Origin of the sequence: Clostridium vincentii (genome assembly GCF_002995745.1) — a bacterium.
GTDB classification, from domain to species: Bacteria; Bacillota; Clostridia; order Clostridiales; family Clostridiaceae; genus Clostridium; species Clostridium vincentii.
In genome coordinates this window covers 132,513-158,552 of sequence record NZ_PVXQ01000001.1, presented here as the reverse complement: position 1 = coordinate 158,552, position 26,040 = coordinate 132,513, and the positions used below count along the sequence as shown (strand labels likewise).

The window sequence follows — 26,040 nt, the reverse complement described above, 5'->3', positions numbered from 1 at the left end:
TTTACTTATGAACAAAAGAAATATAGCGTATAAATTAGCTATTAGCGGAGTTTTTATTGCTATTGCAACTATTTTTGGGACATTTTCTATTCCTATTTTTGGGGCCAAAATGTCACCAATACAACATTTTATTAATGTGATTACAGCTGTTTTATTAGGACCTGGTTATGCTGTTCTAAATGCTTTTGTATCATCTTTATTAAGAAATATTCTAGGAACAGGTAGTTTGTTAGCATTTCCAGGCAGTATGATAGGTGCATTTCTAGCAGGAATTGCTTATAAAAAATTTAGGAAGGTAGAGTTTGCACTGCTTGGAGAAGTTATTGGAACGGGTTTGTTAGGAGCTTTAGTAGCATATCCAGTAGCAACTTTGTTTTTAGGAAAGGAAGTCGCTTTATTTATATATATTATACCATTTTCAATAAGCTGCGTAGGTGGCGCATTTATAGCCTATATGTTTTTAAAGGTTCCATCTATTAAAAAACTATTAAGTAAAGAAGGGGAGAAACTAAGATGAATACAGCATTAACTATTGCAGGGTCTGATTGCTCAGGAGGAGCAGGAATCCAAGCAGATATTAAATCAATATCTGCAAATGGAGTTTTTGCCATGAGTGTTATAACCGCCATTACTGCGCAAAATACAACAGGGGTTTATGGTATACAGGATATAGATCCAGAAATGATAAGCTCTCAAATTAATGTAATATTTGAGGACATAAAGGTAGATGCAATTAAGATAGGTATGGTGTCTAAAATTGAATCTATTAAGGCTATAGGGAAAGCTCTAAGAGCTGTAAAGAATCTACCGCCAGTAGTTTTAGATCCTGTAATGATATCCAAAAGTGGCTTCAAGTTATTGTCTGTTGATGCTAAGGAGACTTTAATTAAAGAATTATTTCCTTTAGCTACATTAATAACTCCAAATTTACCAGAGGCTGAAGAAATCATAGGTTGTGAAATTAAGACTCTTGAAGATATGAAGAAGGCGGCTGTTAAACTAAAGGAATTAGGCGCTAAGTGCGTATTAGTTAAAGGTGGGCATTTAGAAGATGATGCTACAGATATTTTATATGATGGAGAAAAATATATATACTTAAGACAGACGAGAATAAACACTAAAAACACCCATGGGACAGGGTGTACCCTATCCTCTGCAATTGCTGCTAATCTTGCAAAGGGAATGAATATGGAAGATGCAGTTAAGGAAGGTAAGAGATATATAACAGTGGCAATTGAGCATGGAATTGAACTCGGATACGGAGTAGGTCCTACTAATCATTTTTATGAATTATATAATAAGGCTTAGAAATAAAATAATTTATCAATAGAGAAGTGAAGGTTAACTTTATCCCCTTTAGAAAAAAGCATTTTGTCTTTAGATAGGGTAAGGTTAATGCTTTCACTTTTTATTTTTGTGTAATTTTTTACATAGACAGTATAATCAAATGGGTTTTCTATAATATTTTCAATTGTAAAGGGGAAGGGGGAACTCTCAACTAATTCTAGATGATGGGATCGAATACCAATATGTTTGATATCGTCACAAACTCTATATCTTACAGGAATTTCATAACCCCAATCCTCAGCATAAATAGTAAAGTCATTAACTTTTTTTGCTACTGAAATATTTTTACAACCAGTTAATTTGGCTTCTGAAAGGGATTCAGGAAATTCAAACAAGCTTTTTTTATCTCGTTTTGCATAGGTTGTGCCCTTATCATAGACAATTATATCATCACAAACCCTAAAGGCTTCTTCTATATTATGGGTAACAAAAATTACATTGCTTTTAAATTCCGTCAAGGCATGGAGCAATTCTTTTTCCATATTACTTCTAAGATGATGATCTAAAGCTGAAAAAGGCTCATCTAGGAGCAAAATGTCTGGAGATGTAATTAAAGCTCTAGCTAAAGCCACTCTTTGCTGCTGGCCACCAGAAAGTTGCCAAGGGTATCTATTTTCTAATCCTTTCAAATCTAATCGTTCAATGTAGGATTCACTTAAAATATGTTTTTGAGTTTTACTCATATTTTTAAGACCTATTTCTAAATTTTCAGTTATTTTCATGTTTGGAAACAGAGCGTAATTTTGAAATAGGAAACCAATATTACGTTGTTGGGGTGGCAAATTTATTCTATTAGCTGAATCAAATAAAACTTTACCATTCAAGATGATTTTCCCTTTAGTTGGAGTATCTAGTCCGGCTATACATCTTAAAGTCATGCTTTTACCAGAGCCGGAAGCACCGAGAAAACCTAACACTCCTGAAGAATCATCAAATTTAGCCTTAAGTTTAAAGGAAGGTAAGTTTTTTTCTATATCTACACATAACCCCATGCTAAATACCTCTCTTTCCCATAAGTTTTAACTGGATTTCTGACCAGTAGTTTAAAAGTAGAATCATAGTTAATGATATTACAACAATAATTGCAACCCAAAGGTAAGCTTTAGTCATATCGCCACCTTCAACAGCAAAGAATATTGCTAAAGGCATGGTCTGAGTTTTGCCAGGAATGTTACCAGCTATCATTAAAGTAGCACCAAATTCCCCCATAGCCCTTGCAAAGGATAAGACAACTCCACCAATTATACCTGGCCAAGATAAAGGAATGGCAATTTTTAAAAATATTTTCATTTCACTTAAGCCTAGAGTTCTAGCAGCAGAAATAATATTATTATCAATTTGTTCAAAAGCAGACCTAGTTGTTCTATACATTAATGGAAAGGAGACTACAGTTGCCGCTATTACTGTAGCACTCCATGTAAAAATTATAGATACATTAAAAATTCCTAATAAATCCCCAATAGGCCCATTTTTACCGAATAAAACTAATAAAAAGAACCCAATAACAGTAGGGGGAAGAATAAGAGGGAGAGTTAAAATACCATCTATAAGACCTTTGAAAATTCCGTTATAATTTGATATCTTATAAGCTACTACAATTCCTAAAAAGGAAGTAATTAGGGTAGCCAAAAATGCTGTGCTTATAGATATCCATAAAGGTGATAAATCCAAACCCATATTAAATCCTCCTAAAAGTTGATTGTGCCTTAGTTTACTGAGCTGTAACCATATTTGTTAAGAATTTCTTGAGCTTTATCTGTGAATAAAAAATCCTCGAAAGCTTGAGCACTATCAGCTTTAGTACTACTCTTTATTATTCCTACAGGATAGGTAATAGGAGAGTGTAAATCACTAGAAATCTGTTCGATTATCTTAATGGAATCATTATTTATAGTATCACTTAAATAAACAAATCCAACATCAGCATTTCCAGAAGTAGCCCAAGCAAGAACTTCCTTAACATCCTTTGCAGATACTAGTTTATCTTGAATAGCTGTTTTAATGTTTAACTTAGTTAAGACTTCATCTGCATATTTCCCTGCAGGAACACTGCTTGCTTCGCCAACAGCAATTTTTTTTACTTTATCAGTTGTTAAATCACTTATTTCAGTAATTGTAGTGTCTTTAGGTCCCACAAGAACAAGTTCATTTTTTACTAAATCCTTATTAGTAGATTCAAGAAGCAACCCTTTTTCATCTAAAGTTGTCATTTGTTTTATACCAGCAGATATGAAAATATCGCAGGGAGCTCCTTGTTCTATTTGCTGTTGAAGTGAACCGGAAGCCCCAAAATTAGTAACCAATGTTATATTAGGATTGGTAGTTTTAAATTCTGCTTCTAAATCTGCCATAGCTTCTGTTAAACTAGCTGCGGCAGAAATATTAAGTTCTACTGCCTCAGCTTCTGGCTTTGCTGCACAACCTGTAACTAAAAAGGATAATGTCATAATTAATGATAAAGAAAGAATACTTTTACGAATTTTCATTATTAAGCCCCCATTTCATTGTTATTTTATTAAATGCTGTTATGTTTTGTTACGTTTCGTTTGTTTTTATTTATTCTATCATCATTAAAAAATAAAAACAACTATAAAATTTATAGTAAAGGTTTAAATAAAAAAGATGAATTATTTCTACAATTTATAGAAAATAAAAAAATATAGTGATATTATAAATAATAAAGACGATATTGTTGAATATATATCAATTAAGGAGGATGCATCATGGATGAAGATACATCTTTAACGGCAGTTGAAGTTGCTGAATTATTAAAGATAACTAAAAATACAGTCTATGTATTGGTAAAAAGAGGCGAAATAGCAGCGTATAAAGTTGGTAAAAAATTAAGAATAGATAAAAAAGATGTTCAGGAATACATAACGAATCAAAAAAATACAAATAATAATCAAAACAGTTATTCAAAGACAATAACAAAGGATAATGTCTTTGAACCGGAGAATAAAATAGATGAAAAAGATATAATTATTTCTGGGCAAGATGTAATTATAGATATATTAGCTAATAGTCTTGCTAGTAAAACAAATGATATAAGGATATTACAATCTAAGTTGGGCAGCTATTTAAGTTTATATGAATTATATAATGATAGGGTATCAATTGCATCTGCCCATCTTTGGGATGGAGATACAAATGAATACAACACAGCGTATGTAAGAAAATTATTACCTGGAATATCCTGCAATATTATTAATTTGTGCTATAGAACTCAAGGATTTTATGTAGCTAAGGGAAATCCTAAGAATATAAAAACCTGGTCTGATTTATTAAAGAAGGATATTTCTATGATTAATAGAGAAAAGGGATCAGGTACAAGAATTCTATTAGATGAGAAGCTGAGACTTCATAATACGTCAAGACAATATATTAAGGGCTATAATATTGAGAAGACAACTCATCTTTCGGTGGCAAGTAGCATTGCAAGGGGAGAAGGGGATGTAGGAATTGGAATTGAGAAGGTAGCTCTCCAAGTAAGTGGAGTTGAATTTATTCCACTTCAAATAGAAAGATATGACCTAATTATAAAAAGAAGTGATCTTATTTATCCAGTATATCAAAGAATAATAAAAATTATACAATCTCAAGAGTTTAAGGATGTTTTAGAGGGTTTGGGAGGATATGATTTAAAAGATATAGGAAAAATACTTGCTCAAACATAAAATATAATATAGACTAAAGAAAAATATAATGATTAGATATTGCAAAGGCGCAGTTTTTTTAAAACTGCGCCTTTTAGTTATAAAAATTTATTGCAATAAACCAAAATAAGGAGGAATAGAGATGGAAAAAATAGCAGTTTTTTTAGACCAAGATAATAATATATCCTCATTTTTAGATGGAGCTGTTGTAAAAATTTTTCAAAAAGATAAAGAGGGATGGAAGGTAAATAAATTAATAGCTGTGGATATGACAAAGGTGAAGGGGATACGTGCAATTCGTCATGGAATTCAAGATTTAATAAATCAGTTTGATGATTGTAAGATAGTTGTAGTAAAAAAAAGATTTGGAATTGCATACAGTGTCTTTTATGCTCAGGACTTTAGTGTCTGGGAATTACCAGGAAAAAAGGCAGAAGAAATATTAGATGATGTATTAAATAGAGAAAAAGAACATGATTGTCTTGAAAAAGAAGAAGAAGAAAAAAAGAATAGCTATGTAGAGGAAGTAAAACATGGAGAATATTACTTGGATTTAATTAAGGTACAGCTTGAAGATCCAGAAGTTTCATCAAAAAAAGCTTTATTACCATTTATAGAAAATACAGCTTTTGAGGCTTTGAAACTTCGTTGCTGTCATGTCCCACCATGGCTTAGAAGTCATAGCGAAAATAAAAACTTGTCCTTTGAGGTTGCAAAAATAACTAATCAAGATTATGAAGTTATTATAAAGAGATAGATAATATAAAAAAGGGGGAGAAGATATAATGTATGCAGTAGAAACTAAATATGGGATATTAAATGGAGCTCATATTATTGGAAAGTATAGAACTTCCGAAAGTGAATATTATAGTGTGGATGAAAAAAGTAACTTAAAGGTACTAGATTATAATCTAGTACCTTTATATGGATATCAAGATGCTAGAAGAAAGGAATTGCCAGCAATAAGATTTTATAAAAAAGGTAATATAAGAAATATTTCTTTAAATGATTCAACTAAAATATCAACTAAGATAGGAGACTTCCAAGTAGAGAAAATAGTATTTTATGAAAATGGAATGATAAATAGACTTTTCTTATTAGATGGTAAACTATCAGGGTTCTGGTCTGAGGATGATGAGTATAAGCTTTCTGAAGTTCAGCATTTTAATTTGCCAATTGGTAAGTTTGAAGCTAGGGTTATGTCTCTTCATTTTTATAAAGATGAAAATTTAAAAAGTATTACTTTTTGGCCTAAGGAGAGGATATTTTTAAATATAGGAGATCAGAAAGTAAATATTCGTATTGGAATATCCTTATATGAAGATGGAAGTATCGAATCTTGCGAGCCAGCTAAAGCAACTTTAATAAATACCTCTATAGGAAAAATTGAAGCCTTTGATATAAATACTCTAGGAATTCATGGAGAAAACAATTCATTGAAATTTTATAAAAATGGTGAGGTAAAGGAAATAGTAACTTTCACAAATGTAATTGAAGTGCAGAATAATAATAATAGAGAAAAGCATAGGTATTCACCAAAGAGGGTAAAAAAATATTCAGGAGATATAGATTCCTTTGATACAGTTGATATGGAGTTTTTAGAAAATAAGGTAATAATAAACAAGAAATATGAATACGAATATAACAACAATACTTTTATTATTATGCCATATGGAGAAAAATCATTAACGTTAAGTGGAGATTTATAAAAGAATTCGTTTTCAAATTGTAAATATATCAATGAATAGGGTATCAAATGTTTTTGTAATAAATAGTAAAATAAACGTATTATTATATAAAAGTTTATGCTAATATAATGACAACAACTAAATACACCAAGTGTCCAAGAAAAAAAGACAATGGAGTCTAGATCTAAAACATATTAAAAAGTTATAGATTTAGGCTCTTTATTTTTTCTAAGACTTGGAAATTAAAATGTGCAATAACATTTTATTAGTTAGACAAAGGAGTCTATTTACTATATTTATTAAAATATAGTGGGTGGCTCCTTTTAATTTTCAAAAGGTTATACAGTTCTTAATAAGAACTTGTAATAAATTTTCTTAATTTAAAGAAGGAAAAGTATATGAGACAAATAGCGATTTATGGTAAGGGTGGTATAGGAAAATCTACAACTACACAAAACTTAACAGCAGCTTTAGCTGAAATGGGTAAGAAAATAATGATAGTTGGGTGTGATCCTAAAGCAGATTCAACAAGATTAGTACTTGGAGGTCTAGCACAAAAAACAGTACTGGATACTTTAAGAGAAGAAGGAGACGACATCGATTTAGATGCTATCTTAAAACCTGGTTATGGCGGAATAATGTGTGTTGAATCAGGCGGACCAGAACCAGGAGTTGGATGTGCAGGCCGTGGAATTATAACAGCTATAGGAATGCTTGAACAACTAGGAGCATATACACCTGATTTAGATTATGTTTTCTATGATGTACTAGGAGATGTTGTGTGTGGTGGTTTCGCAATGCCAATGAGAGAAGGTAAAGCACAAGAAATATATATAGTTGCAAGTGGAGAAATGATGGCATTATATGCAGCTAATAATATATCTAAAGGTATTATGAAATATGCAACATCAGGTGGAGTTAGATTAGGTGGTATCATCTGTAACTCAAGAAACGTTGATAAGGAAATAGATTTATTACAAGCTTTTGCAGAAGAACTTGGAAGTCAACTTATTTATTTTGTACCTAGAGATAATATGGTTCAGAGGGCAGAAATTCATAAGAAATCAGTTATAGAATTTGATCCAACAGCAAATCAAGCGGATGAATATAGAGCACTTGCTAAGGCAATAGATCAAAATAAAATGTTTGTAATTCCAAAACCAATGTCACAAGAAAGATTAATGGAATTTGGTTTAATGGATCTTTAAAAATATAAATTAAGAAGGAGTGAATAATTATGTATATGGTTCGTGCAATATTAAGACCAGAAAGAGTAAATTCAGTACTTTCAGAATTGTTAGATGCAGGTTTTCCTGAAGTAACAAAGATGAGTGTTTTTGGTAGAGGAAAGCAAAAAGGAATAAAAGTTGGAGATATTCATTATGATGAATTACCAAAAGAAATGATATTAGTTGCAGTGAGAGATGAAGATAAAGATGATGTTGTAAGAGTAATAATGAGAAATTCTAGAACAGGGGAAAAGGGTGCTTTCGGAGATGGTAAAATTTTCGTTTCACCAATTGAAACTGCTTATACAGTAAGTAGTGGTAAAGAAGGCTTATAAAAATAGATAGGAGGAGAAAGAGCTTATGAAAGAAGTTATGTGTTTTATTCGTTTGAATAAGGTTAATAAGACAAAAGAATCCCTTGCAGAAGCCGGTTTTCCATCAATTACTTGTATGAAGGTTCTAGGAAGAGGAAAAAAGTCATTAGATTTAGTATATGAGCAAGGCTTAATAGATGCTAATGAAATGAAGGCTACTCCATTTGCAGAAAACGCAACAGAAAAGGGTAGATTAATTCCTAAAAGATTTATTACTTTAATAGTAAATGATGATGAAGTAAAAACTGTTGTTGATGCAATAATGGCAGTTAATACAACTGGAAATCCAGGAGATGGAAAGATATTTATAATACCAATAGAAGAGGTATATAGAGTAAGAGACGGACAAACAGGAGTGGACGCAATTTAGTTTTGGAGGTGAGGTAAATGAGCAAGATAAATACAATTGATGGTGTTTTAGACAAATATAGCGCTAAAGTATATAAAAATAGAAAAAAACATATGTTGGAAATCGTAGAAGATGAGACAAAAGAAATTGCAGCAAATAGCAGAACTATTCCGGGTATGTTAACTCATAGAGGATGTTGCTATGCAGGATGTAAGGGAGTTGTTCTTGGACCTTTAAAGGATGCTTTAATAATAACTCATGGGCCAATAGGATGTGGATATTATTCATGGGGAACTAGAAGAAGTAAAGGAGAATCTTTTGAGGGCGGAAAAAATTTCTTAGAATATTGTTTCTCAACTGACTTACAAGATACTGATATAGTTTTTGGTGGAGAGAAAAAATTAAAACAAGCTATTAAAGAAGCGGTAGAGATTTTTCATCCAGAAACAATACTTATTTGTTCAACATGTCCAGTTGGATTAATAGGGGATGATCTTCCAGCAGTAGCATTAGAAGCTAAAGCACTTTATGGAATTGAAGTTTTATCCTTTGCCTGCGAAGGTTATAAGGGTGTATCTCAATCAGCAGGTCATCATATAGCAAATAACTCAATAATCAAAAACTTAATAGGAACAAGTGACTATAAACCTAAACAACACTCAGTTAATATTCTTGGGGAATATAACATAGGTGGTGATGGTTTTGAAATCGGAAGAATTTTAAAGAGTATAGGCTATGAAATTATCTCAATCATGACTGGTGATGGTAGTATAGATGAAATAAGAAGAGCCCATACAGCCGATTTAAATCTGGTTCAATGTCACCGTTCAATTAATTATATCGCAGAAATGATGAACATACAATATGGTACTAGCTGGATGAAGGTAAATTTCATTGGGGTAGAGTCAACTATAAGCACTTTACGAGATGTTGCAAAATTCTTTAATGATCCAGCTTTAACAGCTAGAACAGAAGAAGTAATTGCTGATGAACTTGAAAATATAAGCCCTGAAATTGCTGGTTATAAAGAAAAGCTAACAGGTAAAAAAGCTGCCCTTTATGTTGGAGGGTCAAGAGCTCATCATTATCAAATGTTATTAAATGATTTCGGTGTTGAAACTGTACTTGCAGCTTTTGAATTTGCTCATAGAGATGATTATGAAGGTAGAGTAGTTATACCTAATATAGTTTCAGATGCAGATTTAAAGAATATTGAAGTACTAACAGTTGAAAAAATTGAAGATAAATTTAAGATAGTTAAGAGTCAAGAAGAAATAGAAGCCTTTAGACGTGAAGTAAAATCTTTTGAAGAGTATGAAGGTATGATGAAGGATATGAATAAGGGAGCTATCGTAGTAGATGATTTAAATCACTATGAAACTGAAGAATTTATAAAGAAACTTAAACCTGACGTATTTTTCACAGGAATTAAGGATAAATTTATAATCCAAAAGGGTGGAGTCTTATCAAGACAATTACATTCTTACGATTACAGCGGTCCTTATGCAGGATTTAGAGGAGCAGTCAATTTTGGTAGGGACTTAACTATGGGATTGTACACTCCAGCTTGGAGTTTTACAGTTGCACCATGGAAAAAAGAATCTATATTAGAAGGAACTTTTGGAGGTGAACAATAATGTTAGATGTAACACCAAAATTAATAACAGAAAGAAAAGCTTTAAAAGCTAATCCAAGTAAGACTTGTCAACCAGTTGGAGCAATGTATGCAGCATTAGGTGTTCATAATTGTATGCCACATAGTCATGGTTCTCAAGGGTGTTGTTCTTATCATAGAACATTCCTAACAAGACATTTTAAAGATCCAGCTATAGCGTCTACTTCAGCATTTAGTGAAGGAGCTTGCGTATTTGGTGGAGGAAGTAATTTAAGAACTGCTGCTAAAAATATATTTGATATATATGATGCAGAAATAATTGCAGTACACACTACTTGTCTTTCAGAGACTATAGGTGATGATATTCCTTCAATTATAAATTCAATAGCTATACCAGAAGGTAAGTACATGGTTCATGCTAACACACCAAGTTATGTTGGGTCACATATTACTGGATTCGCAAACATGGTAACTGGATTTATTAAATATTTAGCGGAATCAACGGGAAAACCTAATGGGAAAATGTGTGTTATACCAGGGTTTGTTAATCCAGGAGACATGAGAGAAATGAAGAGATTATTAAAACTAATGAGTGTGGATTTCACAATGCTACCTGATACAACTGGAGTAGTAGACGCTCCAATGACAGGTAAATATGAAATGTTCCCTAAGGGTGGAACTCTTATTGAAGATATTAAAGCTCTTGGAGATGCACAAAAGACTTTAGCAATAGGTTCCTTTGCATCTGATGCTGGAGCTAATCAACTTGAAAAGTCATTTAAGATTCCATATAAAACTTTAATGATGCCAATTGGTGTTGGTTCTACTGATGATTTCATAATGGAGTTAAGTAAATTCAGTAAAGAACAAGTGCCATATGAAATAGAAGAAGAGAGAGGACAACTAGTAGATATAATGGTTGACTCACATCCTTACTATGATGGTAAAAAAGTTGCAATATTTGGAGATCCAGATGTAGTAATTGCTTTAACTAAGTTTGTTCTTGAGCTAGGAATGGTTCCAAAATATGTAATGACTGGTACACCAGGAAAAGCTTTTGAAACTGAAGTGAATGCATTATTTGAGGAGTTTGGAGTAGAAGGATGTATATCAAAACAAGCAAGCGACTTAATGGAATTACATCAATGGATAAAAAATGATGGAGTAGATCTGTTAATGGGTGGAACTCATGGAAAATACATAGCGAGAGCTGAGGATATTCCATTCGTTAGAGCTGGTTTTCCAATACTTGATAGATATGTTCACTCATATATGCCACTTGTAGGATATAGAGGAGCGATGAGGCTTCTTGAATTAATCCTTGGAGCATTAATGGATAGACAGGATAGGGATTGTGCTGAAACTGACTTCGAGTTAGTAATGTAACAATATAACAATGTAACATTATTTTGAGCAATTGAGCCCCAAAGGAGGGGCACAATTGCTCAATTTATTATATAAAGGGGGTGCCTAAGTTATGGATGAGAAAGGATCAAATACTCTTCTTAAAGAAAGAGAAGATTTTATATCTTGCAAACATGAAAATGGTAGTAATAAAGGAATGAAATGTGACAGCAATAGTTTGTCTGGGGCAATAAGTCAAAGGGCATGTGTATATTGTGGAGCCAGGGTTGTTTTAAATCCAATTACTGATGCTTGTCATATAGTTCATGGACCTATTGGGTGTGCTAGTTACACTTGGGATATAAGAGGAAGTCTTTCAAGTGGGGATGACTTATACAGAAACAGTTTTTCTACAGATTTAGGGGAGAAAGATATTATTTTTGGAGGAGAAAAAAAATTAGTGGCAGCTATAGATGGAATTATGGAGAAGTATACTCCAAAACTAATATTTGTATATGCTACCTGTATTGTAGGGGTTATAGGTGATGATGTTAAAGCCATTTGCAAGACAGCTGAAGAAAAATACTCACTTCCAGTTATACCAGTTATGGCACCAGGATTTGCAGGCCATAAATCAATGGGGTACAAAACTGCAGGGAATGCACTGATGAATTTATTTAGTAGAAATATTTTGCCTAAGGTTTCAGGAGTTAATATATTAGGTGATTTTAATCTAGCTGGAGAAATGTGGATTATAAAAGAATATTTAAAGACTATAGGAGTAAAAGTTATTTCAGCTATTACTGGAGATGCCTGCTACGATGAGTTGAAAATGGCTAGTAGTGCAAGCTTTAATGTAGTTCAATGTGCTGGCTCTATGACAAATCTTGCAAAGAGAATGGAAGAAGAATTTGATATTCCATTTGTAAAAATAAGTTTTGTAGGCCTGGAGGATACTAAAAGTTCGTTACTTAGGATAGCAAGTCTTTTTAAGGATAAGGAAATTATAGAAAGAACTCAAAAATTTATAAAAGAAGAGGAAGCAAAGATACTTCCAACATTAAATAGATATAAAGAAAATCTTAAAGGAAAGAAGGCCGCAATTTATGTAGGTGGAGGCTTTAAAGCAATTTCTTTAATAAAGCAATTTAAGGAACTTGGCATTTCAACAATTTTAGTTGGAACACAGACGGGTAAAAAAGAAGACTATGAAGTTATAAATAGCTTAGTTGATGATGGAACAATAGTTTTAGATGATGCAAATCCAGCAGAATTAGAAAAATTTATGAAGGAAAAGGGAGCAGATATACTTGCAGCTGGAGTAAAGGAAAGACCTCTTGCATATAAGCTTGGAGTAGCGTTTTGTGATCATAATCATGAAAGGAAACATCCTCTTGCAGGTTTTATAGGAGCTGTGAATTTTGCAAAGGAAGTAAATGATTCAGTTAATAGTCCAGTATGGAAGTATGTAAAAGAAGGCGGTGAGAATTATGAAAGATAGTTATGTAAATTTAACAATAAATCCGTGCAAAATGTGTATGCCCATGGGCGTTGTAAGTGCAGTATATGGAATAAAAGGAGCTATGACAATATTACATGGTTCTCAAGGCTGTAGTACATATATTAGAAGACATATGGCAACACATTATAATGAACCAATAGATATAGCTTCTTCATCACTAACAGAAGAAGGAACAGTATACGGAGGAGAAAGAAATTTAATTAGTGGATTAGAAAATTTAATAAAATTATATAATCCAGAGGTAATAGCAATTGCAACAACTTGCTTAGCGGAGACAATAGGTGAAGATGTAGCACGTATTAGTAAACTATTTAAAGAGACTCATGAGGATTTTAAAGTGAAATTAATTCCAATACCATCACCAGGGTATGGTGGCACGCAGTACGATGGATTTTGTAAGGCCCTTAGATCAATAGTAGAAAATGTTGAAATGAATGATAGCTCAAATAATAAAATAAATGTTGTATGCAGTCAAATTAGTCCAGCAGATACTAGAGAATTAAAAGAAATATTAGAAAGCTTTGGGATAGATTATATTTTAATTCCTGATATATCTGAAAACTTAGATGGTACTCATAGTAGTAATTATAAAAAGTTGCCATCAGGTGGTACAAGTCTGGAGGAAATTAAGTATATGGCAGGGGCAAAAGCAACAATAGAACTTTCTACCTTTGTTAAAGATGAATATTCCGTTGGAGAGTATCTTCAGGATACTTATAACGTTAAGAATTATAGAATTAATATACCTAGAGGACTTAGAGATACAGACAAATTTTTAGATGTATTATCATTGGTATCCAAAAGACCTATACCAGATAAATATAAATTGCAAAGAGGAAGATATTTAGATGCAATGATTGATTCACATAAATACAATAGTGAAGGCAGAGCCGTTATATTTGGTGAACCAGACTTTGTATATTCAACAGTAAGACTAGCTTTAGAAAATGGAGTAATGCCAGTTGTAATTGCAGTTGGAGAGAAGTGCCCAAGTTTAGAAGCTTTGCTAAAGGAAGAGGTTTCAGAATTAGGAAAACAACTCTTTGTAGATAATTTTAAAATAATGGACGAAGCTGATTTTAAGGATATAGAAAATTATGCAGTAGAATTTAAAGCAAATGTAATGATAGGTAGTTCTGATGGTAGAAGAATAGAAGAAAAAAGAGGAATTCCACTAGTTAGAGTTTCTTTCCCAATCCATGATAGGGTAGGCGGACAAAGAATATTATCCATTGGATATGAAGGATCCTTAAATTTAGGAGATAAAATAGCTAATGTTGTTCTACAAACTAAAGAGAGTACATTTAGAGAAACACTATATAGAGAATTATATAAGGGGGAGAAAAAGATGGATTTAAAGAAAATAGAGGCAAAAACTGTAGAAATTAGTATAGAGAAACCAAAACATGTGGAGATTAGTATAGAGGAAAAAACTAAAACCCATCCTTGCTTTAGCTGTGACTCAGCTCATAAATATGCAAGAATGCATTTGCCAATAGCACCAAAGTGTAATGTAAGCTGTAATTATTGCTTAAGAAAATTTGATTGTGTTAATGAAAGTAGACCTGGAGTTACAACAGATGTATTATCCCCAGAAGAAGCCTTCGAAAAGTATAAATATGTTAAAGGGAAAATGGATAACTTAAAAGTAGTTGGAATAGCAGGGCCTGGAGATGCACTTGCTAACTTTGATGAAGTAAGAAAAACTCTTAAGTTAATAAAAGAATATGATAATGATGTTACATTTTGTTTATCAACAAATGGTTTAATGCTTCCATTTTATGCACAGGAGTTAATTGATTTAGGTGTAAGTCATGTAACTGTAACTATGAATGCTATAGATCCTAAAATAACTGCAAAAGTCTATAAATACATTGATTATTTAGGAGTTACTTATACTGGAGAAGAAGGAACTCAAATTCTTTTAAATAATCAATTATCAGGTATTAAATATTTAGCTGATAGAGGAATTATGGTTAAGGTTAACATCGTAATGCTTAAGGGAATTAATGATCACCATATAGAAGCAGTGACTAAAAAAGTTAAAGAGCTTGGTGCTGGAATAACAAATATAATGCAGATGATACCAGTTAAGGGTAGTGTGTTCCAAGATATGCCACTTACAAGCAATAAAGAGATAATGAGTTTAAGAAAAAAATGTGAAGAAAATATAAAACAAATGTATCATTGCAAACAATGTAGAGCTGATGCGATTGGACTACTTGGAGATGATCAATCTGCAAAATATAGTAATGAAGCAATAAAGGAAGAGAAAAATAATACTCAATTAAAATTTGCAGTGGCTACAAAAAGTGGAATGGTTGTAGATCAACATTTCGGTCATGTCTCTGAATTTTATATTTATGAGTATAAGGATGGAGTTGCAATGTTTTTAGAGAAGAGAGATATAGAAAAGTATTGTAATGGTAAAGATGTCTGTGAAGAGGAAGAGGATAAGTTTAATAGAATATCAAAAACAGTTGAAGATTGCACTGGAGTTATATGCCTTAGAATTGGTGGAGAACCAAGTAAGAAATTAAAAGAATTAGGTGTAGGGATATTTATGACATGTGAAAGAGTTGAGGTTGCTGTAGTAGCTGCTGCAGAAGAAATTTTAAGCGGAATAAAAAATAAAAGAATACTAACAGTTTAAGGCACTTTGCAAGTGAAAATTGTGCAACAGAAAGGTAGGGGAATTATGAAGGAAAGACAAATAGAAATTGTTGATAAAACATTAGTTGCACTTTGGGAGCTGCAAGGGGATAAGTTAAAGGGGAAAATTCCAGAGCTTAAAGAACTAATTAAATTAATATATTTAATAGGAAGTGATTATATAGAAATTACCCCAGAGATATATGAGGAATTATATCCTCTTCCAGTGGATATAGAATTTAGAGTTAATGTAATTAAAGAAATATATATATCTAGTGGGGAATTTGTAGAAGCAAGTATAAAGAAGAATAGAGAGATTAGTAATCTTAATAATGTTAGGATCTTAGGCTTAGATGATTTAATGATCTATGATTATGAAGAAAAATTATTAAAACTTATGAATGCCTTTGGTAAAGGAATGGAGATTTGTATTGGAAATAAGTATGGCTGTTCAACAGCCATAACATTAGAGTGGATTAAACTTGGTGGACATAAGGTAGTAACAAGTTTTGCAGGAATATTGGGATATACTCCCCTTGAGGAAATCCTTGGGGCAATTGAGTTCCTTCATAAAATAAATTTGAGAGGGAATCACGTTCTATTTCCTACTGTACTTCAAATGTATGAGAATATTACAGAAGAAAAATTACCTGCTAATATGCCTTTTATCGGAAGAAATATATTTGATGTAGAGTCAGGTATTCATGTAAGTGGTCTAGCTAAAGATTCTAACACCTATGAACCTTATGACCCTAGTAAGATAGGCCGACAGCGAAAAATAGTAATTGGAAAGCATTCGGGGATTAAGGCTTTAAAAATAAAATTCGAAGAGCTGAAAATATCCTATAAGGAAGAGAAATTACAATTAACATTGGATATTATTAGAATGAAAAGCTCTAATCTAGGAAGAGGCCTCTTAAATGAAGAAATACTACATATATATGAAAGTGTAGGTGCAGAGGATGAATAGAGAAGTATATATTGTAGATACAACATTAAGGGATGGAGAACAAGCTGCGGGGAAAGCTTTTTCAATAGAGAAAAAGGTTGAAATTGCAAAATATTTAGATTTAAATGGTATTTATCAAATAGAGTCTGGGACTCCGGCCATGGGGTCTTTAGAAAAAGACTGTATTATTGAAATTGTAGCTGAAATGGAAAATTCTTTTGTTTCCACATGGAATAGGCTTAATAAAAAAGATATTGAGCATTCCATGGATTGTAAACCAGATATTATCCATATAAGTGTACCTACATCAGAAATTCAAATTTATTCTAATTTAAAGAAGGATAAAGGATGGATAGAGAGCAATCTTAAGGAATGTGTTTATTATGCTAAGGATAAAGGGTATGAAGTTACAATTGGGTTTGAAGATGCATCAAGGGCAGATATTAATTATTTAATTCAATTAAGTAATATTTTATTAAAATTAGACGTCCACAGAGTAAGATATGCTGATACAGTTGGGATTCTAAGTCCTTCTACTACTAAAACAGCCATAACAACCTTAATAAAAAATACTGGTATAGAGGTAGAAATACATGCACATAACGATTTTGGTATGGCTACAGCTATATCAATTGAGGGCGTGAAAAGTGGGGCAAAGTATGTGAATTGCACCTTAGATGGAATAGGTGAAAGGGCAGGGAATTGTAATATGCAAGAATTTATAAAGTCTACAGAAGGAATTTTTGAAAATGTTAGGACTTTGAGAGATAGAGCAAAATATTTTTAAAATAATTAATAGCTTTTTCTATGATTTATCATAGAATTAAAGCTATTTTTTTTCTTTTTATATAATAAAAAATATAATTTGCAAAAAAGTTAACAAATTGTGTTTAAAATATTATAAAATAGAGAAGAGTTAAATAAAGGATAAAGTGAGGTGAGGAAATGGATAATAAGGAAAAAGCTTTATATGGATTAAAAAAGTATTATGGATATGAGAAGTTTAGATCAGGACAATTAAAAATAATACTTAGCATATTAGATAAAAGAGATGTATTTTGTATAATGCCAACTGGTGCAGGTAAATCAATATGTTATCAGATAGCAGCACTTATTATGAATGGAATTACACTTGTTATTTCACCTCTTATATCATTAATGAAGGATCAAGTAGATGGATTAAAGGATAACGGTATTAAGGCCACTTATATAAATAGTACACAAAGCATGGAGGAGATTAGTGTAATTTTAAAGGATGCTTCTCTAGGAGAATATAAATTAATTTATATAACTCCAGAAAGACTGGAGTCTAGGATTTTTCTTGGAATAGTTAAGTCTTTAGAAATATCTCAGGTAGCGGTAGATGAAGCCCATTGCGTATCTGAGTGGGGTCATGATTTTAGAATGAGCTACAGGTATATTGGTCCATTTATAGAGAGTTTAGATAATAGACCAGTAGTATCAGCATTTACAGCAACAGCTACTGAAGAGGTTAAGGATGATTCTATGAATCTTTTATCCTTAAAGAAGCCCTATGTATTTATTGGAGATATCAATAGAGAAAATTTAGCTATTAATGTATATAAAGAGGAAGATAAGGATGAGGGGATAAAAGGAATAATTCAAAATCATCCAGAGGAATCTGGTATTATATATTGTCTTACAAGGAAAGAAGTAGAACATCTTCATGGATATTTAAAGGAATTAGGATATAGTGTAACAATGTATCATGGCGGTCTTTCTGATGAGGAAAAGAAAAAAAATCAAGAGGATTTTTTATATGATAGACTAAATACCATGATTGCTACCAACGCCTTTGGTATGGGGATAGATAAGTCTAATGTAAGATATGTAATTCATTGCACAATTCCTAAAAGTTTGGAAAGTTATTATCAAGAAATAGGAAGAGGTGGAAGAGATGGAGCTCCTTGTGATTGTTATCTTTATTATAATAGAGATGATATAAGAAGGGTTGAATTTATAATTAATAATAGTAGTGATATTAAGATAAGTGAAATTGCTTTAAGAAAGCTTGAAGCTTTAATAGAGTTTTGTGAGGAAACAAAGTGCTATAGAACTAACCTTTTAAGATACTTCGATAAAGAGTGGACTAGAGACTATTGTGCAAACTGTAGTAACTGTTTACAAAATGAAGAGCTTAGGGATTATATGAGAGAGGCACAGATGGTTATATCTACAGTGTATAGAACAAAGGAAGCCTATGGAATTTCAGTGATTATTGATATATTAAGGGGCTATCAAGGACCTAAGATAATAAAAGATAAATTAGAAAGTTTAACTACCTTTGGAATTATGAAGGAGTATACTACTACCTTTATAAGGGCATTAATTAAGGAAATGATAAGACAAGAATTTGTTGTTCTTAAGGAAGGAACCTATTCAATGCTTAAGATTACGCAAAAGGCAGTGGAAATTCTTCGTGGAGAGCGTAAGGTATTGCTTCTTATAAAGGAAGAGGAAACTGCACTTAATCCTGAGTTGTATAATATATTAAAGATATGGAGAAAGCAAAGAGCAAATAGGGACTCCATAAAGCCATATATAATATTTTCGGATGCAACCTTAATAGAAATTGTAAATAAGTTGCCAAAGAGTATGGAAGATTTATTTGAAATTAGAGGGGTTGGAGAGAAAAAAATTGAAAGATATGGAGATGAAGTATTAAAAATTATAAATGGAGATTAAGTTAAATCTGAAGGCTAGAGATTAAATCTCTAGCCTTCTTTTTGTTATACGAATTCATTTAAAAGTAAAGGGGTACTTTACATAATATCCTTATATATAATTTTGTTAAAGAAAGTTGTTATTTAAAGTCATAGAGTACTACTTTCAATGAATATATTTTATTAAAAGGGAGTGATGTATATGGACTTCAAAAAATTCATAGAAAATGATAGAGATAATGGAAGCAAGGAGAAATTTGAGGGCACTTTTCTAGATTATTTAGAAATTATTAAGGCAAATCCTGATATAGCAAAACTAGCACATAAGAGACTCCATGACATGATTATGGGAAAAGGTGTGGAGATATTAAGATCAGACGAGAACCCTAGAATTAGAAAAATTTATGGGAATGATATAATACGAAAATATGGATTCTTCAAGGATGATTTTTTTGGAATTGATAGGATAATAATGAAACTTGGTAGTTATTTCAATTCTGCTGCTATGAAAGGCGAAGAAGCTAGACAAGTGCTATATCTAGTAGGGCCGGTGGGCGCAGGTAAATCGTCCTTAGTCGAAAGCTTGAAAAAGGCTTTAGAGGATTGTAAACCAATTTATGCCTTAGAGGGATGTCCAATGCATGAAGAACCACTGCATCTTATTCCTAAGCATTTAAGACCACAATTTGAAGAAAAGCTAGGAGTTCAAATTGAAGGTGATTTATGCCCTGCTTGTAGATATAAGTTAAAGCATGAATTAAAGGGGAAATATGAGGAGTTTGGCGTAGTTAAAAGTGGGTTCTCTATTCGATCAAGAAAGGGTATTGGGGTAGTACCGCCTGTGGATCCTAATAATCAGGATACATCAATACTTACAGGTTCAGTTGATATTTCAAAAATGGATTTGTATCCAGAGGATGACCCAAGAATATTTTCTTTAAATGGAGCATTCAATGTTGGAAATAGAGGACTTGTAGAATTTATAGAAGTATTTAAAAATGATGTTGAGTATCTTCATACAATTATTACTGCAACTCAAGAGAAGTCTGTTCCCTCACCTGGAAAAGGATCGATGATTTATTTTGATGGCGTTATAGTAGCTCATTCAAATGAAGCAGAGTGGGACAAATTTAAATCAGATCATACTAATGAAGCTATATTAGATAGAATTGTTAAGATTGAGGTTCCTTATTGCTTGGAGCTTGAAGAAGAGAAAAAGATTTACGATAAAATACTTAAAAAGAGTAATTTTAAGGCGCATATATCACCACATACTATTGAATTTGCAGCTATGTTTGCTATACTTTCAAGGCTTTCTCCTTCGGCAAAGGCTGATCCAATGACTAAACTTAAAATATATAATGGTGAAGAAATTGTTGAAAAGGGAACTACAAAGAGAATTGATATTATGGAGCTTAGAGAAGAAGCAGGCCCATATGAAGGTATGAAGGGAATATCAACAAGATTTATAATTAAATCTATAGATAATGCTCTTTCAAATTCTGAATGTGATTGTATTAATCCACTAAGTATAATGGAGAGTATTATAAAATCAGTTAAGGAAATGGATATTGGTGGAGAAGATAAAAAGAAATATTTGGGATTTATACAAGATACTATTAGGAAGGAATACAATAAAGTTCTTGAAAAAGAAATAACAAAGGCTTTTATAAATTCTTTTAGGGAGCAGGCTGAAAGTCTTTTTAACAATTATATAGATAATGCAGAAGCTTATGTAAATAAGTGTAGGATAAAAGACACTTCAACAGGAGAAGAATTAAATCCTGATGAAGAATTTATGAGAAATATTGAGGAACAAATTGGAGTTTCAGATGCCTCAAGTAAAGGGTTTAGAGCAGATGTCACCTCTTATATGTTCTATCTTATTAGAAATGGCGGAACAATAAAGTATACTTCCTATGAACCTTTAAAGGAAGCTATTGAAAAGAAATTAATTGCTTCAGTTAAGGATATTTCTCGTATAATAACTAAAACTAGAGTTCGAGATAAAGAACAAACTGAAAAATATAATGTCATGGTAGAAGAAATGAAAAGTCAGGGTTATTGTTCACATTGTTGTGATGTCATCCTAAAATATGCTGCTAATAATTTATGGAAGGATTAAAGGATGGCTATCTTTAGAGATAATGCTGAGAATCTAGTTGATCATGACAGATCCATTGAGGATAGAAGAAGACATAGGCAGCTTGTTGATAAATCAATAAAAGAAAATTTAGGAGATATTTTATCAGAAGAAAGTATTATGGGTGAAGGGAACAATAAAAAATTCAAAATTCCAATAAGGGGGATAAAGGAGTATCAGTTTGTTTATGGTAAAAATTCTAAGGGAGTAGCAAACGGTACTGGAGAGGAAAAAAGAGGAGATAAAATTACATCAGGGAATTCTAAAGGTGGTAATGGAAATCAAGGAGCAGGAAATAATGAAGGTGAAGATATATATGAAACTGAAATAACCCTAGAGGAACTTCTTGAGTATATAACTGAAGACTTAGATTTGCCTAATTTAGATAGAAAAAAATATTCTGAAGTATTAACTGAAAGTTATGGAAAGAAGAAGGGTTATCAAAAGTATGGTATAAATCCTAGGCTTGCAAAAAAGAAAACAGTTATGTCAAAGATAGCAAGAAAGCAAGGCAAAAAGAGGGCACTTCAAGATGAAAATATTGAAGTACCTATTGAAAGATTTCCATTTAAGCAGGAGGATGTAAGATATTATAGAGTGAAATCAAAACCAAAAAGGGAAAGTAATGCTGTTATGATATTTATAATGGATGTATCTGGATCTATGGATAGCTCTAAAAAGTTTTTGGCTAGGTCATACTTTTTTGTTTTATCAAAATTTCTCAGAAGAAAATATAATAATATAGCTTTTGAATTTATTTCTCATACAACCGTTGCTAAATTAGTAAATGAAGATGAATTTTTTCATAAGGCTGAATCTGGTGGAACTTATATATCTAGTGGTTTAAATCTAGCTTTAGATTTAATAAATGAAAAATATTCCCCAAGTATGTGGAATATTTATCCTGTGTATGCATCTGATGGAGATAATTGGACAGAAGATAATGAAAAAGCTATAAAGGCAGTGAGTGAATTAAGCAGTGTAAGTAATATGTTTGGCTATGCAGAACTATTGCCATCAACTTATTCCACTACAATGTATTATAGATTTCAAAAAGAAATAAAAAATAAGAATTTTGTACCTGTAATAGTGAAGGAAAAAAAAGATTTATGGGATGCATTAAAGCTTATGTTAAGTAAGGAATTAAAGGAGGAGTAAGGGTGGATTATAACCTTAAGGATTTAGAAAAATGGAATGAAAAGATAGAATCTAAAGTAAGAGAGTTAGGATTAGATTTTTACCCTCAAGAATTTGAAATTATAGGATTTAATGAAATGCTAGGATATGAGGCATACTTAGGTATGCCTTCTAGATATCCCCATTGGAGTTTTGGTAAGTCTTATGAGAAAAATAAAATGTTATATTCCTTTAATTTAACGGGGTTACCCTATGAGATGGTAATAAATTCAGATCCATGTTTAGCATATTTAATGAGGGAAAACACTTTATTATTGCAGATTTTAACTATGGCTCATGTATATGGACATAATGATTTCTTTAAAAATAATAGATTATTTAAGGCAGGAACAAAAGCAAAGTATTCATTAGAATTATTTAAGTTAGATGCAGATACCATACGATCCTATATTAATTCTCCTGGAATTGGATATGCGAAGGTAGAGCGAATTTTAGATGCTGCTCATGCTATAAAACTTAATATTTCTAGAGTTGTTGGACAAAAAGATAGAACAGATGATGAAATAAGAAAGAATCTTATGGAGGACTATGAAAGACAGAAAGATAATAGGGGGATTTTAGATTCAGAAAAGGTGATTGATATGCCTAATTTAGATAAGATTCCATTAGAACCTTATGATGATGTTATGGGATTTATCTTGGCACATGGAAGTTTAGAGGAATGGGAAAAGGACATAGTAAAAATCGTTAAAAGAGAAACAGAATATTTTCTGCCACAGATAGATACAAAGATAATGAATGAGGGTTGGGCTAGCTATTGGCATTATACAATTTTAAAAGAGCTAGATTTACCACAAGGATTACATGTTGAATTTTTGAAAAGGCATAATGATGTAGTTGCACCTATGCTAGGGGGGCTTAATCCTTATTATATAGGCTTTAAAATATTTGAGGATTTAGATAAGAGGTATGGAAGAGATAAAATATTTGAAGTCAGAGCATTAGAGAGAGATGCTTCTTTTATTAGAAGATATTTAACTAGGGAACTTTGTGAAGAATTAAATTTATTCGAATATACAAAAAAAAGTTTTGATTTTGTAGTTGAAGAAGTTGCCGACAAGGCTGGATGGAAAGAGATTAGAGATAATCTTGCATTTACCTGTGGTATTGGATCTATCCCGTATATTAGAGTTATAGATTTAAATAAAAAAGATTACACATTAACACTTGAGCATGTTTTTGATGGTCGTGAGCTTGAACTTATGTATGCAAAGGAGACTATAAAACATCTTCAAAAACTTTGGGGACATAAAATAACACTTGTTACAAAGACTAAGGAAGAAAAAGAACTTCTAATAAATTGTGATGACACAGGTAAAATAACAGTTAAGGATGGTAACAAAACAACTGCTCTGTGAATAAATTATAAAGGGAAAGAATACCTAGGAGATTAAGATGAATATAAAAGGAAGTAAAACGGAAAAAAATCTTTATAAAACATTTGCAGGGGAGTCACGAGCAAGAAATAAATACTCATTATATGCTGAAAAAGCTAGATGTGAAGGATACAGATGGGTGGCTCAAATATTTGATGAGACTTCTGACAATGAAAAAGCTCATGCACGAGAAACTTTCAATAGATTCCTGAAGAAAAATAAGGATACTGAGCAAAATCTTGTACAAGCAGCTGTGGGAGAGTCAGAGGAAAGTGAGAAAATATACAAGGAATTTGAAATTATGGCAAGAAAGGAGGGTTTCGAAGAAATCGCTGATTTTTATAAGGAACTTCAAGAAGTTGAAGAAATACATGGCAAAACGTTCTTAATGTTAGCTGGCAAAATTAAAGATGGAGATATGTTTTGTAGTGAAGATGAAGGCTTATGGCAATGTATGAATTGTGGATATATTCATGAAGGTAAAGAAGCACCTAAGGAATGTCCTTTATGTAAATATCCCATAGATTATTTTAAACCCTATTGCAAAGTAAAGTAATAACAGGAGGGGAATTATGTATTATAGAATACCAAAGGAGTTTTTCATCCCTGTTATTATAGGCGATATTACTGAAGAATATATTCAGGGTGGACAAAGACTATTTAAAGAAGATTTAGTGGAAAAAGAAGCATTAGAAGCAGCAGATAGAGAGTATATAGAAACTGAAATTCAAGGGGGTTATTGGGAAAAATATAAATATAATTTAGAAGAAGATGAATATTATTTAGAGATTAATAGTAATATAAAATAGGTTTAAACTAAAAAATCATGCTTAATATCATAGTAGGATTTTTTACTATACAAAAATGTGCTGTGTATTATTATAAGAGGTGGTTAAGTTTTGGGATATGATAAGGTTATACATGGACATTATAATGACTTAAATAATCTTAGTAGCTTACTTAAAAATTATATTGAAATATATAGACTGTTAATAAGCAGTACAGCAGAATTAAATACAATTAACTTGGCTAAAAAAAATGAGGTAAAACATGCTCTTGATAGAATCAATAGCATTGGTGATTTAATAGACGATTTACTCAAAGTAATTGAAAAATGTGAAGGTTCCTATATTAAGTATTGCTATTTAAAAAATGAAGTTATTACAGAAAATACCCAGAAGGATAGTATAATGACAGAAATCCATGATGATTTAGACTATCATAATTAAAAAAAGGCTGTTACCATGAATGATTTAAAAATCATTCATGGCAGCAGCCTTTTTAAATTAAAGTTTCTTTAAACGTAATGAACTTACCATTAAGTAAGCTCCTAATACCATCAAAATAATCACTAAAAATACTGGCGCAACTACAAATTGGGATATTAAAGCAAATAATGCCAAGAAACAACCTACTATAGTTATTGGAACACCAGTAAACATTCCATCAAAGGTTGATACATTATATCTTGCAAGTCTAAATGACCCACATATCGGCAATGAAATCAGTAATATAATACCTAATATGCCATAAGGATCTAACTCCTTAAGGTTAAAGCTAATATATAGTAATATTGAAGGCGCTACTCCAAAGGATACTAAATCAGCTAAAGAATCCAATTCTTTTCCAAGTTCACTAGATACATCAAGATATCGGGCAATTACTCCATCATATCTATCAACTAATCCGGCTATAAGTATAAAAATACTCGCCTTAATATAATTACCTTCATGGGTTGCTAATAATGATAAAACACCACATCCTAAATTGATAAAGGTAAAAATATTAGGAAGACAGCTTTTTTTCATATAATCACTCCTAAAATTCTTATAGTATAATGTATAATTATAGCATGAAAATCACTATAATATAAGAGTTATAATTTATTTAATGTAAACTTAATGTTATATATAGA

Annotated in this window: 25 protein-coding genes; 21 read left to right on the top strand and 4 right to left on the bottom strand. The window is 31.7% G+C overall.

What is annotated here, in order from left to right; all coding sequences use genetic code 11:
- Nucleotides 1–7: 7 nt before the first annotated feature.
- On the top strand, nucleotides 8–517 hold the full coding sequence (gene thiW / locus CLVI_RS00770; protein ID WP_106058206.1) for an energy coupling factor transporter S component ThiW: 510 nt from the start codon (nucleotides 8–10) through the stop codon (nucleotides 515–517).
- Nucleotides 514–1,308 carry a bifunctional hydroxymethylpyrimidine kinase/phosphomethylpyrimidine kinase gene (thiD, locus tag CLVI_RS00765; protein ID WP_106058205.1) on the top strand — a complete coding sequence of 265 codons (795 nt, stop codon included), beginning with the start codon at nucleotides 514–516 and terminating at the stop codon, nucleotides 1,306–1,308. Before thiW ends, thiD begins: the two co-directional genes overlap by 4 nt.
- Here the strand turns inward: thiD and CLVI_RS00760 are convergent.
- The 3 genes from CLVI_RS00760 to modA are packed head-to-tail and all read right to left on the bottom strand — an operon-like array spanning nucleotide 1,305 to nucleotide 3,833.
- Nucleotides 1,305–2,339: a sulfate/molybdate ABC transporter ATP-binding protein gene (locus CLVI_RS00760; RefSeq protein WP_106058204.1), complete on the bottom strand. Its 1,035-nt coding sequence runs from the start codon at nucleotides 2,337–2,339 to the stop codon at nucleotides 1,305–1,307. The two genes, thiD and CLVI_RS00760, sit on opposite strands and share 4 nt — an antisense overlap.
- A gap of 1 nt (nucleotide 2,340) precedes the next feature.
- On the bottom strand, nucleotides 2,341–3,024 hold the full coding sequence (gene modB / locus CLVI_RS00755; protein WP_106058203.1) for a molybdate ABC transporter permease subunit: 684 nt from the start codon (nucleotides 3,022–3,024) through the stop codon (nucleotides 2,341–2,343).
- A 29-nt stretch (nucleotides 3,025–3,053) separates the two neighbouring features.
- Nucleotides 3,054–3,833 (bottom strand): molybdate ABC transporter substrate-binding protein, encoded by a 780-nt coding sequence (gene modA / locus CLVI_RS00750; protein WP_106058202.1) that lies wholly within the window; start codon nucleotides 3,831–3,833, stop codon nucleotides 3,054–3,056.
- Between the two features lie 237 nt (nucleotides 3,834–4,070).
- On the opposite strand from modA, the gene CLVI_RS00745 reads away from it, so the two are divergent.
- From CLVI_RS00745 to CLVI_RS00655, 19 genes are all read left to right on the top strand, one after another.
- Nucleotides 4,071–5,024: a substrate-binding domain-containing protein gene (locus CLVI_RS00745; RefSeq protein WP_106058201.1), complete on the top strand. Its 954-nt coding sequence runs from the start codon at nucleotides 4,071–4,073 to the stop codon at nucleotides 5,022–5,024.
- Between the two features lie 121 nt (nucleotides 5,025–5,145).
- Nucleotides 5,146–5,760, top strand: coding sequence for a Fe-only nitrogenase accessory AnfO family protein (locus tag CLVI_RS00740; RefSeq protein ID WP_106058200.1), 615 nt, complete (start codon nucleotides 5,146–5,148; stop codon nucleotides 5,758–5,760).
- A 28-nt stretch (nucleotides 5,761–5,788) separates the two neighbouring features.
- Nucleotides 5,789–6,712: a hypothetical protein gene (locus tag CLVI_RS00735; protein ID WP_106058199.1), complete on the top strand. Its 924-nt coding sequence runs from the start codon at nucleotides 5,789–5,791 to the stop codon at nucleotides 6,710–6,712.
- A 377-nt stretch (nucleotides 6,713–7,089) separates the two neighbouring features.
- On the top strand, nucleotides 7,090–7,899 hold the full coding sequence (nifH, locus tag CLVI_RS00730) for a nitrogenase iron protein (RefSeq protein ID WP_106058198.1): 810 nt from the start codon (nucleotides 7,090–7,092) through the stop codon (nucleotides 7,897–7,899).
- A 29-nt stretch (nucleotides 7,900–7,928) separates the two neighbouring features.
- Nucleotides 7,929–8,255 carry a P-II family nitrogen regulator gene (locus tag CLVI_RS00725; protein ID WP_106058197.1) on the top strand — a complete coding sequence of 109 codons (327 nt, stop codon included), beginning with the start codon at nucleotides 7,929–7,931 and terminating at the stop codon, nucleotides 8,253–8,255.
- A gap of 25 nt (nucleotides 8,256–8,280) precedes the next feature.
- On the top strand, nucleotides 8,281–8,664 hold the full coding sequence (locus tag CLVI_RS00720; RefSeq protein WP_106058196.1) for a P-II family nitrogen regulator: 384 nt from the start codon (nucleotides 8,281–8,283) through the stop codon (nucleotides 8,662–8,664).
- A 17-nt stretch (nucleotides 8,665–8,681) separates the two neighbouring features.
- On the top strand, nucleotides 8,682–10,280 hold the full coding sequence (locus CLVI_RS00715) for a nitrogenase component I subunit alpha (protein ID WP_423237123.1): 1,599 nt from the start codon (nucleotides 8,682–8,684) through the stop codon (nucleotides 10,278–10,280).
- Nucleotides 10,280–11,644: a nitrogenase component 1 gene (locus tag CLVI_RS00710; protein WP_106058195.1), complete on the top strand. Its 1,365-nt coding sequence runs from the start codon at nucleotides 10,280–10,282 to the stop codon at nucleotides 11,642–11,644. Before CLVI_RS00715 ends, CLVI_RS00710 begins: the two co-directional genes overlap by 1 nt.
- Before the next feature lie 91 nt (nucleotides 11,645–11,735).
- Entirely contained in the window at nucleotides 11,736–13,103 is a 1,368-nt protein-coding gene (nifE, locus tag CLVI_RS00705) for a nitrogenase iron-molybdenum cofactor biosynthesis protein NifE (RefSeq protein WP_106058194.1), read from the top strand.
- Nucleotides 13,093–15,777, top strand: coding sequence for a nitrogenase cofactor biosynthesis protein NifB (gene nifB / locus CLVI_RS00700; RefSeq protein ID WP_106058193.1), 2,685 nt, complete (start codon nucleotides 13,093–13,095; stop codon nucleotides 15,775–15,777). The genes nifE and nifB overlap by 11 nt, the downstream gene beginning before the upstream one ends.
- Before the next feature lie 45 nt (nucleotides 15,778–15,822).
- Entirely contained in the window at nucleotides 15,823–16,746 is a 924-nt protein-coding gene (locus CLVI_RS00695) for a homocitrate synthase/isopropylmalate synthase family protein (RefSeq protein ID WP_106058192.1), read from the top strand.
- On the top strand, nucleotides 16,739–17,512 hold the full coding sequence (locus CLVI_RS00690) for a beta/alpha barrel domain-containing protein (RefSeq protein ID WP_106058191.1): 774 nt from the start codon (nucleotides 16,739–16,741) through the stop codon (nucleotides 17,510–17,512). Before CLVI_RS00695 ends, CLVI_RS00690 begins: the two co-directional genes overlap by 8 nt.
- 158 nt (nucleotides 17,513–17,670) lie before the next feature.
- The gene (recQ, locus tag CLVI_RS00685) at nucleotides 17,671–19,431 is read left to right on the top strand and encodes a DNA helicase RecQ (protein WP_106058190.1); all 1,761 of its coding nucleotides are present in this window, start codon (nucleotides 17,671–17,673) and stop codon (nucleotides 19,429–19,431) included.
- A gap of 180 nt (nucleotides 19,432–19,611) precedes the next feature.
- Nucleotides 19,612–21,534 carry a PrkA family serine protein kinase gene (locus CLVI_RS00680; RefSeq protein WP_106058189.1) on the top strand — a complete coding sequence of 641 codons (1,923 nt, stop codon included), beginning with the start codon at nucleotides 19,612–19,614 and terminating at the stop codon, nucleotides 21,532–21,534.
- A gap of 3 nt (nucleotides 21,535–21,537) precedes the next feature.
- A complete protein-coding gene (yhbH, locus tag CLVI_RS00675; protein WP_106058188.1) occupies nucleotides 21,538–22,710 on the top strand; it encodes a sporulation protein YhbH in 1,173 nt (390 codons plus the stop codon).
- A gap of 2 nt (nucleotides 22,711–22,712) precedes the next feature.
- Nucleotides 22,713–24,107 carry a SpoVR family protein gene (locus CLVI_RS00670; RefSeq protein WP_106058187.1) on the top strand — a complete coding sequence of 465 codons (1,395 nt, stop codon included), beginning with the start codon at nucleotides 22,713–22,715 and terminating at the stop codon, nucleotides 24,105–24,107.
- Between the two features lie 37 nt (nucleotides 24,108–24,144).
- The gene (locus tag CLVI_RS00665) at nucleotides 24,145–24,681 is read left to right on the top strand and encodes a rubrerythrin family protein (protein WP_106058186.1); all 537 of its coding nucleotides are present in this window, start codon (nucleotides 24,145–24,147) and stop codon (nucleotides 24,679–24,681) included.
- A 16-nt stretch (nucleotides 24,682–24,697) separates the two neighbouring features.
- Nucleotides 24,698–24,934, top strand: coding sequence for a hypothetical protein (locus tag CLVI_RS00660; RefSeq protein ID WP_106058185.1), 237 nt, complete (start codon nucleotides 24,698–24,700; stop codon nucleotides 24,932–24,934).
- Nucleotides 24,935–25,024: 90 nt separating this feature from the next.
- Complete coding sequence (locus tag CLVI_RS00655) at nucleotides 25,025–25,354, top strand: hypothetical protein (protein ID WP_106058184.1); 330 nt, start codon at nucleotides 25,025–25,027, stop codon at nucleotides 25,352–25,354.
- 57 nt (nucleotides 25,355–25,411) lie between these two features.
- On the opposite strand, the gene pssA is transcribed toward CLVI_RS00655, so the two are convergent.
- A complete protein-coding gene (pssA, locus tag CLVI_RS00650; RefSeq protein ID WP_106058183.1) occupies nucleotides 25,412–25,933 on the bottom strand; it encodes a CDP-diacylglycerol--serine O-phosphatidyltransferase in 522 nt (173 codons plus the stop codon).
- Nucleotides 25,934–26,040 lie beyond the last annotated feature (107 nt).